General features: G+C 70.4%; 9 protein-coding genes. 4 read left to right on the top strand and 5 right to left on the bottom strand.

Annotation, left to right across the window (positions count from 1 at the left end; translation table 11 throughout):
- Positions 1-207, top strand: a 207-nt coding sequence (locus tag GXW79_RS21185) for a hypothetical protein (RefSeq protein WP_211876449.1), incomplete at its 5' end; no start/stop codon positions are given.
- Positions 208-344: 137 nt separating this feature from the next.
- On the opposite strand, the gene GXW79_RS21190 is transcribed toward GXW79_RS21185, so the two are convergent.
- Positions 345-956, bottom strand: a complete 612-nt coding sequence (locus GXW79_RS21190) for a DedA family protein (protein WP_211876450.1) — start codon at positions 954-956, stop codon at positions 345-347.
- Positions 957-2,630, bottom strand: coding sequence for an ArnT family glycosyltransferase (locus tag GXW79_RS21195; RefSeq protein ID WP_211876451.1), 1,674 nt, complete (start codon positions 2,628-2,630; stop codon positions 957-959).
- A gap of 153 nt (positions 2,631-2,783) precedes the next feature.
- On the opposite strand from GXW79_RS21195, the gene lnt reads away from it, so the two are divergent.
- Positions 2,784-4,295 (top strand): apolipoprotein N-acyltransferase, encoded by a 1,512-nt coding sequence (gene lnt, locus GXW79_RS21200; protein WP_211876452.1) that lies wholly within the window; start codon positions 2,784-2,786, stop codon positions 4,293-4,295.
- A gap of 212 nt (positions 4,296-4,507) precedes the next feature.
- Positions 4,508-4,954: a helix-turn-helix domain-containing protein gene (locus GXW79_RS21205; protein ID WP_211876453.1), complete on the top strand. Its 447-nt coding sequence runs from the start codon at positions 4,508-4,510 to the stop codon at positions 4,952-4,954.
- A gap of 15 nt (positions 4,955-4,969) precedes the next feature.
- On the opposite strand, the gene GXW79_RS21210 is transcribed toward GXW79_RS21205, so the two are convergent.
- The 3 genes from GXW79_RS21210 to secB are packed head-to-tail and all read right to left on the bottom strand — an operon-like array spanning position 4,970 to position 7,265.
- Positions 4,970-5,626 (bottom strand): HAD family hydrolase, encoded by a 657-nt coding sequence (locus GXW79_RS21210; protein WP_211876454.1) that lies wholly within the window; start codon positions 5,624-5,626, stop codon positions 4,970-4,972.
- Positions 5,623-6,732, bottom strand: coding sequence for a ferrochelatase (gene hemH, locus GXW79_RS21215; RefSeq protein WP_211876455.1), 1,110 nt, complete (start codon positions 6,730-6,732; stop codon positions 5,623-5,625). Before hemH ends, GXW79_RS21210 begins: the two co-directional genes overlap by 4 nt.
- 47 nt (positions 6,733-6,779) lie before the next feature.
- Positions 6,780-7,265 carry a protein-export chaperone SecB gene (gene secB, locus GXW79_RS21220; RefSeq protein WP_211876456.1) on the bottom strand — a complete coding sequence of 162 codons (486 nt, stop codon included), beginning with the start codon at positions 7,263-7,265 and terminating at the stop codon, positions 6,780-6,782.
- Positions 7,266-7,441: 176 nt separating this feature from the next.
- Here secB and GXW79_RS21225 point away from each other — a divergent pair.
- Positions 7,442-7,636, top strand: a 195-nt coding sequence (locus GXW79_RS21225) for a hypothetical protein (protein ID WP_211876457.1), incomplete at its 3' end; no start/stop codon positions are given.

Here is a 7,636-nt window from a genome sequence, read left to right on the forward strand (position 1 = left end):
GGCACCCCCGCCGCCGCCGCAACGCCAGGCCGCACCGGCGCCCCCACCGCCGCAGCGCCAGGCTGCGCCGCCGCCGCAACAGCAGCGTCGCCCGGGCGACCCTCCGCGGAACTGACGCCGCGCGGGCGGCCGTCGCTTCAGAAGCGCTCGGTCGGCGCTGTGCGGCACGGCGCGCTGATGAAGGCGCGCGACAATCCAAGAACGTGAATGCGCGCCGTGTCGCGTAATGGACCCCGAACCGCTCGCCGCGGCCCCGCCCACGCTAGCCGGGGGGTCGTGCTCCGGCTCCCCGGTGCAGCACTCTGGTCAACGTGCGGTGCGCGACCTCACGCTCCCGAGGCCGCTCAGCTGGTCTTGCGGCTGCGCAACCAGACGCGCACCAGATGCGCCACGTAGCCGCCCACGAACAGCACGATCACCACATAGCCCAGCGGCTCGACCCATTTGTCGATCTTGTCGTAGTGGTCCTCCAGCACCATCCCCGCCCCGGTCAGGAAGCTGAGCCACACGCCGGTGCCCAGCGCCGTCCAGCCGTAGAAGGCGAGCCGCGGCATCCGGATCAGCCCCGCCGGCACCGAGATCAGCGTGCGGATGCCCGGCAGCAGCCGCCCGAAACAGATCGCGAAGGGCCCGTACTTGCCCAGCACATGCTCCGCCTGGCGGAAATCCTCGGGCGAGATCGCGAACCACTTGCCGTAGCGGTCGATCAGCGGCCGCACCCGCTCCACGCCGATCGCGCGCGCCACCTCATACCAGGCCGCGTTGCCGACCAGCGTGCCCAGGATGCCCGCCGCCACCACGCCCACGAAGGTGAGCCGGCCCTGCGCGACGTTGAAGCCCGCCAGCGCCATGATCACCTCGGAGGGAATGGGCGGGAACACGTTCTCCAGCACCATCAGGAAGAAGATGCCGGGCAGGCCCCAATCGCCCAGCACCTGGATCATCCAGGCGACCATCTACTCGACCCCATAAAGCTGCAGCGTGAGCCAGCGCCCACGGCTGATGTTGATGCCACTCACCAGGCCCATTTCGCGCGGCCGCAGACCGAAGCGCGTGGCCTCGGCGCGGAAGCGCGTCTCGTCACGGTCGCTGACCGCCACGGTGCGGCCCGGCGTCTCGGCGAGGAACGCCGCCGCCGCGGTGCCGTCGCGCAGCAGCGCCGTCGCACCGCCGGTGGCGAACAGCAGCGACGGCTCGTGGTAGCCCGCGATGCCGAAGCGGCCCGGCGGCACCGGGATCGGCAGCGCGGGGTCGGCGCGATGCAGCGCGGCGGCCACGCGCGGGGCGAGCCACACGGCGTCGATCCGCGGCAGCGCGCCTTCCAGGATGGCGCTGTAGAACGGGATCGCGAGGATCACGGCGGACAGCCCGGCGCGCACCCACCGCCCCGCCCGCGCCTCCCGCGTGACGACCACCGCGAGCAGCACGCCGGCCACCAGCGCCAGGGCCGCGAAGACGTCGACGCGGCTTCCGTCCACCAGCCAGATCGCCACGAGCAAGGCCGCCGGCAGCACCAGCGCCACGCCCCACAGCGCGGCGATGGCCAGCCAGCGCAGCCAGGCCCGCGGCTTCGTGGCCAGCGGGTCCAGCATCCACCGCGCCGCGAGCAGCATCAGCGCCGGATAGGCCGGTAATGCATAGTGAGGCAGTTTGGTCGCCACCGCCTCGAACACCAGCCACACGGGCACCGCCCAGGCGAGCAGGAAGCGCACCGGCGGCTGCACCCGCTGCGCCCAGGCCGATGGCAGCGCCTGGAGCACGAAGAAGGCGGCGGGAAACGCCGTCACCCCGAAGATCGCGACATAGAAGCCCGGCGGGCCCCAATGCCGCTCGCCGCCCGCGCCCACCTTGCCGAGCATGTCGTCGCCCACCGCCTCGGCGAAGAAGCGACCCTCGGTGGCGATGCCGATCGCGATGAACCAGGGCGCGGCGCAGGCCAGCATCAGCGGCACGCCCCAGGCCGGGCGCAGCGCGCGCAGCCACGGCGTGCCGTTGCGCCAGCCGCGGTCCATCAGGAATAGCGACAGCCCCGTCAGCAGCGGCACCATCGGCGCGATCGGGCCCTTGAGCAGGATGCCGATGCCGAGCGCGCCCCAGAACGCCGCCGCCCGGCGCGCGGTGAACCCGGCCGGCGCGAGGTAGGCCGCACCCATCAGACCCATCGCGGCGGTGATCGAGGCCAGGAGCGCCGCATCGGTCTTGGCGATGTGCACCTCCACCACCAGCACCAGCGCGCTGCCCAGCAGCGCGGCGCCGACGAAGGCGGCCCGCCTGCCGACCAGGGCGCGGCCCCAGTGGAAACAGGCCAACACCGCCAGCAGCGCACCGAGAAAACTCGCGCCGCGATAGGCCCATATATCGGCCCGCCCGCCGAGATGAGTCGCCTCCAGCACATGCACGATGGCGGCCTGCGCCCAATGGATGCCGGCCGGCTTCTTGTTGCGCTCCTCATCGCCCAGGCGGATGCGCACGTAGTCCCCGGTGTCGACCATCTGGCGCGTCGCCTGGGCGAAGCGGCTCTCGTCGCGGTCGCCGGGCGGGATGGTGAAGAAGCCAGGCAGCCACAGCAGCACGCAGAACAGCGCGAGCCAGAGGCGCGGATGCGGCGTGTCGGGGAGGCGGTCGAGCATGGCGCGCTTGGTAGAGCACGCGCTCGGAAATGTCTCGGGGGTGTGCTTTACGCAGCAGCAAGCGCGGGGGAAAAGAATTTCCCCCAAGCCCCCATTCTTTATCTTTTTATCACTTGGCTCCGAGACGCCGCAGCGAAGCCCTAGGGAACCAGCATGAAATCTTTGGGCATGGCCTTCGGGCTGGGGCTTCTGGCGGCGCTGGCGCTGCCGCCGGTGCATGCGGTGCCGGTGCTGCTCATCTCCATCCCCGGACTGCTCATCCTGATCGGGCGCGCGCGGAGCTGGCGCGGGGCGGCACTCATCGGGCTGTTCTGGGGGTGGGGGCAGGGGATCGGCGGGCTCTACTGGATCACCTACGCCATCCTCACCGAGGTCGATCGCTTCTGGTGGCTGGTGCCGATCGCGGTGCCGGCCCTCGCCCTGCCCTTCGGCGCCTTCGTGGCCATTCCGGCGGCGGCGGCGCGTCTGGTGCCCCCCGGCGCTTCGCGCCTGCTCGTGTTCGCGGGTGTGTGGGTGCTGGCGGAGTTGCTGCGCGGCGTGATCCCGTTCGGCGGGTTTCCATGGAACCTGATGGGCTCGGTCTGGGCCTTCGCTGCCCTGCCGGTGCAGGGGGCGGCCTATGTCGGCGTGCACGGGCTGTCGCTCGCCACCATCCTCCTCGCCGGGCTGCCGGTGCTCGGCTGGCGCTGGGTCGGCGGCGGTGGCGTCGTGCTTGCCGGCATCGCCGGCCTCGGGGCGCTGCGCCTCGCGCCGGCCGAACCGCCGCCGCAGGATCTCCAGCTCCTGCTCGTGCAGGGCAACGTCGCGCAGGAGGTGAAGTGGCGCGAGGACCAGCGCGTGCCGATCTTCCGCCGCTACCTGGAGCTCACCGTCGCCGGCCTGCAATCGCTGGAGGCCAGCGCCCCCGGCGCCCGCGTCGCGGTGATCTGGCCCGAAGCCGCGAGCCCCTTCCGCCTGGTCGAGGACGACAATGCCCGCGCCGTGGCGGCCCAGGCGCTGCATCCGCGCGCGGTTCTGCTTGCTGGCGCCGTCACGGTCGAATGGAACCCGGACAACACGCCGCGCCACCTCTACAACAGCCTCGTCGCGGTGACGCCGGATGGCGCCGTCGCCGGGCGGTTCGACAAGGTTCACCTGGTGCCGTTCGGCGAATACATGCCGATGCGCGGCCTCATCCCCGTCCGCCTGGTCCAGGGCGCGGTGGATTTCACCTCGGGCATCGGCATGACGGCGATGGCCCCGGCTGGGCTGCCCCCGTTCTCGGCCCTGATCTGCTACGAGGTGATCTATCCCGGCGCCGTGCTCGGCGCCGAGCGGCCGGCCTGGATGGTCAACATCACCAACGACGCATGGTTCGGCCTCTCGGCCGGACCCTACCAGCACCTGGCCGCTGCGCGGATGCGCGCGGTCGAGGAGGGCCTGCCGATTGCACGCGCGGCACAGACGGGAGTATCCGCGGTCTATGACTCACGAGGACGTGAAATCGCCTCGCTGGGGCTTGGCGCAATGGGAAGTGTCTCGGCGCCATTGCCCGCGCCACGCGCACCCACCTTGTTCGCGCATTTGGGAGTTGCTTTCCCTGGCGCACTCGCGTTTGTGATTGCCACCCTGGGGATGCTTCTCGCGACGCGGGTGCGAAAGACGGGATCTTCAGCCAGTGGCTGAAAGATTAGCCCGCAACGTGTCCGTGTGTCTAAAAATTGAATATTTCGTAAAAGAGTTGACGCTTCATGATCAATTCGCTACGAAATGCATCGGCTCGCGACGCTCTGCGCAACGTGAGCGTGCGCGTTGGCGGTTTACGGAACGGTCTTCCACAAATTGACACGCCCTTCGTGAAATAGGATTGCCATCAGATGCGAGGCGGAGTTGTAAAAATGGCGGGTGAAGAACCGGTGGAACGCGCGGAGCGCGAGCATCGCCCCAGCCCGATCGACGTGCACGTGGGGAGCCGCGTGCGACTTCGCCGCACGCTACTGGGCATGAGCCAGGAAAAGTTGGGCGAGGCGCTCGGTCTGACGTTCCAGCAGGTCCAGAAGTATGAGCGCGGCGTGAACCGCATCGGTGCGAGCCGTCTGTTCGACCTCTCGCGCGTCCTCGACGTCCCTATCGGCTTCTTCTTCGACGACATGCACGGAATCCCCGGCGGGCGCAGCACGCGTGCGAGCGTCGCGGGCTTTGCCGAATCGCAGGATGGCTTCGACGACGACACGCTCCATCGCCGCGAGACGCTGGAGCTGGTGCGCGCCTATTACCGCATCACCGACCCCTCGGTGCGCAAGCGCGTCTTCGACCTGATCAAGACCCTTTCGCCGCACGACTGAGCGCGGCGCGACGCTTCAATCACCGAGCCCCAGCAATCCGGGCAGCTCGGCCATCGTCGCAAACGGTTCGGCGCCGAGCGCGGCCAGCACCGCCGCCGGCGTCTCGTGCGCGAAGCCGAGCACCCGGCAGCCGGCGGCAAGCCCGGCGCGCACGCCGGGCACGCTGTCCTCGACCACCACGCAATCGCCGGGCGAGGCGCCGCAGGCCTCCGCCGCCGCGCGATAGAGATCCGGCCAGGGCTTCGCGCGGCGCACATCCTCATGGCTGAACACGCGCGCGCCGAACACGCCGGCAAGGCCCAGCCCGCGCAGCTTCGCGGCCAGTTCCAGGCGCGCCGAGTTGGATGCGCAGGCCACCGGCACCCCGGCCGCGACGACGCGATGCACGGCCTCGACCGCGCCGGGGATCGGCATCGTCCGCTCGGTCATCGCCGCGGCGATGCGGTGTGAAAGCCCTTCGGCCCAGTCCTCCGGCAGCGGTCCCACCCGCGCCTCGATGCGTGGCACCATGTCGGGCAGCGCCAGGCCCAGGAAGGCATGCTGGGCCTCGGCCGCGCTGAGCGGCCAGCCGAGCGCCGTCAGCGACTCGGCGACGATCGCGTTCACCACCGCTTCGGAATCGGCCAGCACCCCGTCGCAGTCGAACAGCACCGCGGCCGGGCGGCGGATCATGCCGGCTGCGTCGCCGGCACCCGCATTTCCACCTTGGCCTTCGCATGCGGGCAATCGCCGAACTTCTTCGGGCATTGGCGCGGCCCGGCGAAGGAGCACAGCGCGCGGTCGCTCGCCTCCGCCTCGCGCACCAGCTGCGCGAGCGCGCCGATGAAGGCCGGATCGGAATTCTGCGCCGGCACGCGGAAGTATCCGGGTACGCCGAAATGCTCGGCCTCCTCGCGGTATTCCACGTCAAGCTCGACTAGAGTCTCGGAATGCTCGGACACGAAGGCGATCGGGCAGACGAGCAGCGCCACCTTCTCCGCCCCCGCGCGCTCCAGCTCATCCTCGGTCGAGGGGCCGATCCATTTCTGCGGCGTGACGCGGGACTGGTAGCAGACCACGTGATCGAGCCCCTCGATCTCCAGCTGGGCGACTACGGCGGCGACGGTCTGCTCGACCTGCCACTGGTAGGGGTCGCCCGACTTCACGATGCTCTCGGGCAGGCCATGGGCCGAAAACAGCACGCGCAGCTTTACCTCGGGCGGCAGGCTGGCACGCGCCTCGGCATAGGATTTGGTGACCGCGGCGGCCACGCCGCCGGCGAAGCGCGGATCCGAATGGTAGCAGCACAGCACCTGGGTCGGCACCGAGAGCCCGACCTTGGCGGCCGCCTCGCGCCAAGCGATCACGCTGCTGCCGGTCGTCGTGGTGGAGAATTGCGGATACAGCGGCAACAGCAGCACGCGATCGGGGCTCCAGGCCTGCACGGCGCGCGCGGTCTCATCGCTCATCGGGTGCCAGTAGCGCATGGCGATGAAGCAGCGCGCCTCCATCGCGTCACCGGCGAGAGCCAGTTCCAAGGCCTGGCCCTGTGCCTCGGTCAGCTCGCGCAGCGGCGACCGGCCGCCGATGATCGCGTAGTTCTCCTGCGCCGGCTTCGTCCGCCGCCAGGCGATCAGCCGCCCGAGCCAGGGGCGGATGAAGCCTGGCACGCGCAGGATCGCGGGGTCGGTGAACAGGTTCACCAGGAAAGGGCGCACGCTCTCCGGCGCATCGGGGCCGCCCAGGTTGAGCAGCACGATGGCCAGGCGCGGGCGCGGGGCGGGCAGGGCGTGATCCATCCGGACGGTGGTCTCCTCCGCGACAGATGCGCTCGGCGCCGCGCTGTTCAAGCGTTCGCCACCGGCGCGAGGCCGGAGGACTGGCCACGCCTGCTCTGCCACAGGGCGACGAAGTCGATCGGCGTCAGCATCACCGGGGGGAAGCCGCCATCGCGCGTCACATCGGCGAGGATGTTGCGGGCAAAGGGGAACAGCAGCCGCGGGCACTCGACGAGCAGCACTGCCTCCAGCACGTCGGCGGCCACGTTGACGGTGAAGATGCCGCAATAGGCGAGCTCGATGATGAAGGCGGTGCGCCCGTCGGTCAGCTTCGCGTCGGCGCGCACCTGGAACACCACCTCATAGACCGGGTGTTCTTCCTGCAGCTTGCGGGCGTTGACGTCCAGGGCGACGTCCAGGCGCGGGTTCTCGGCCAGGTTGAGAAAGATGTCGGGCGCGCCGGGCACCTCGAAGGACAGGTCCTTCGTGTATTGCAGGTTGAGCACCAGCGGGCCGGGCGGGACGGGAACCATCCCGTTGGGCTGGTCTGACATGGGTGCGATCCTTCGGCGGCGGCAAAGGGGCGACCTAACACGGCGCAGGCGAAAGGGGAACGCGCGCCGCGCGGGGCGCTGCCCTGAGCTTCCATGTTGCACTCGGTTGCGCGCAGGACATTCGCCCGTGACAAGCGCAACCTTTGATCGTGCCACCCCTTGCCGGAGACCTCGCCATGCACGCCACCAATCCGCGCCGTTCCCTGCTGCTGCTCGCCGCCGCCTGGATTTCCGGTGCGGTGCCCGCCGCCGCCCAGGGGCTTGCCCCGGACGCGCCACCGGCAGGGCCGCCGGGCGGCGGACGCCGCGTGGACCCCGAGCGCCGGGCCCGGTTGCTGCAGATGCGCGCGGAACTCGGCAGCCACGTCGCC

The organism is Plastoroseomonas arctica, from assembly GCF_018128965.1.
GTDB lineage: Bacteria > Pseudomonadota > Alphaproteobacteria > Acetobacterales > Acetobacteraceae > Plastoroseomonas > Plastoroseomonas arctica.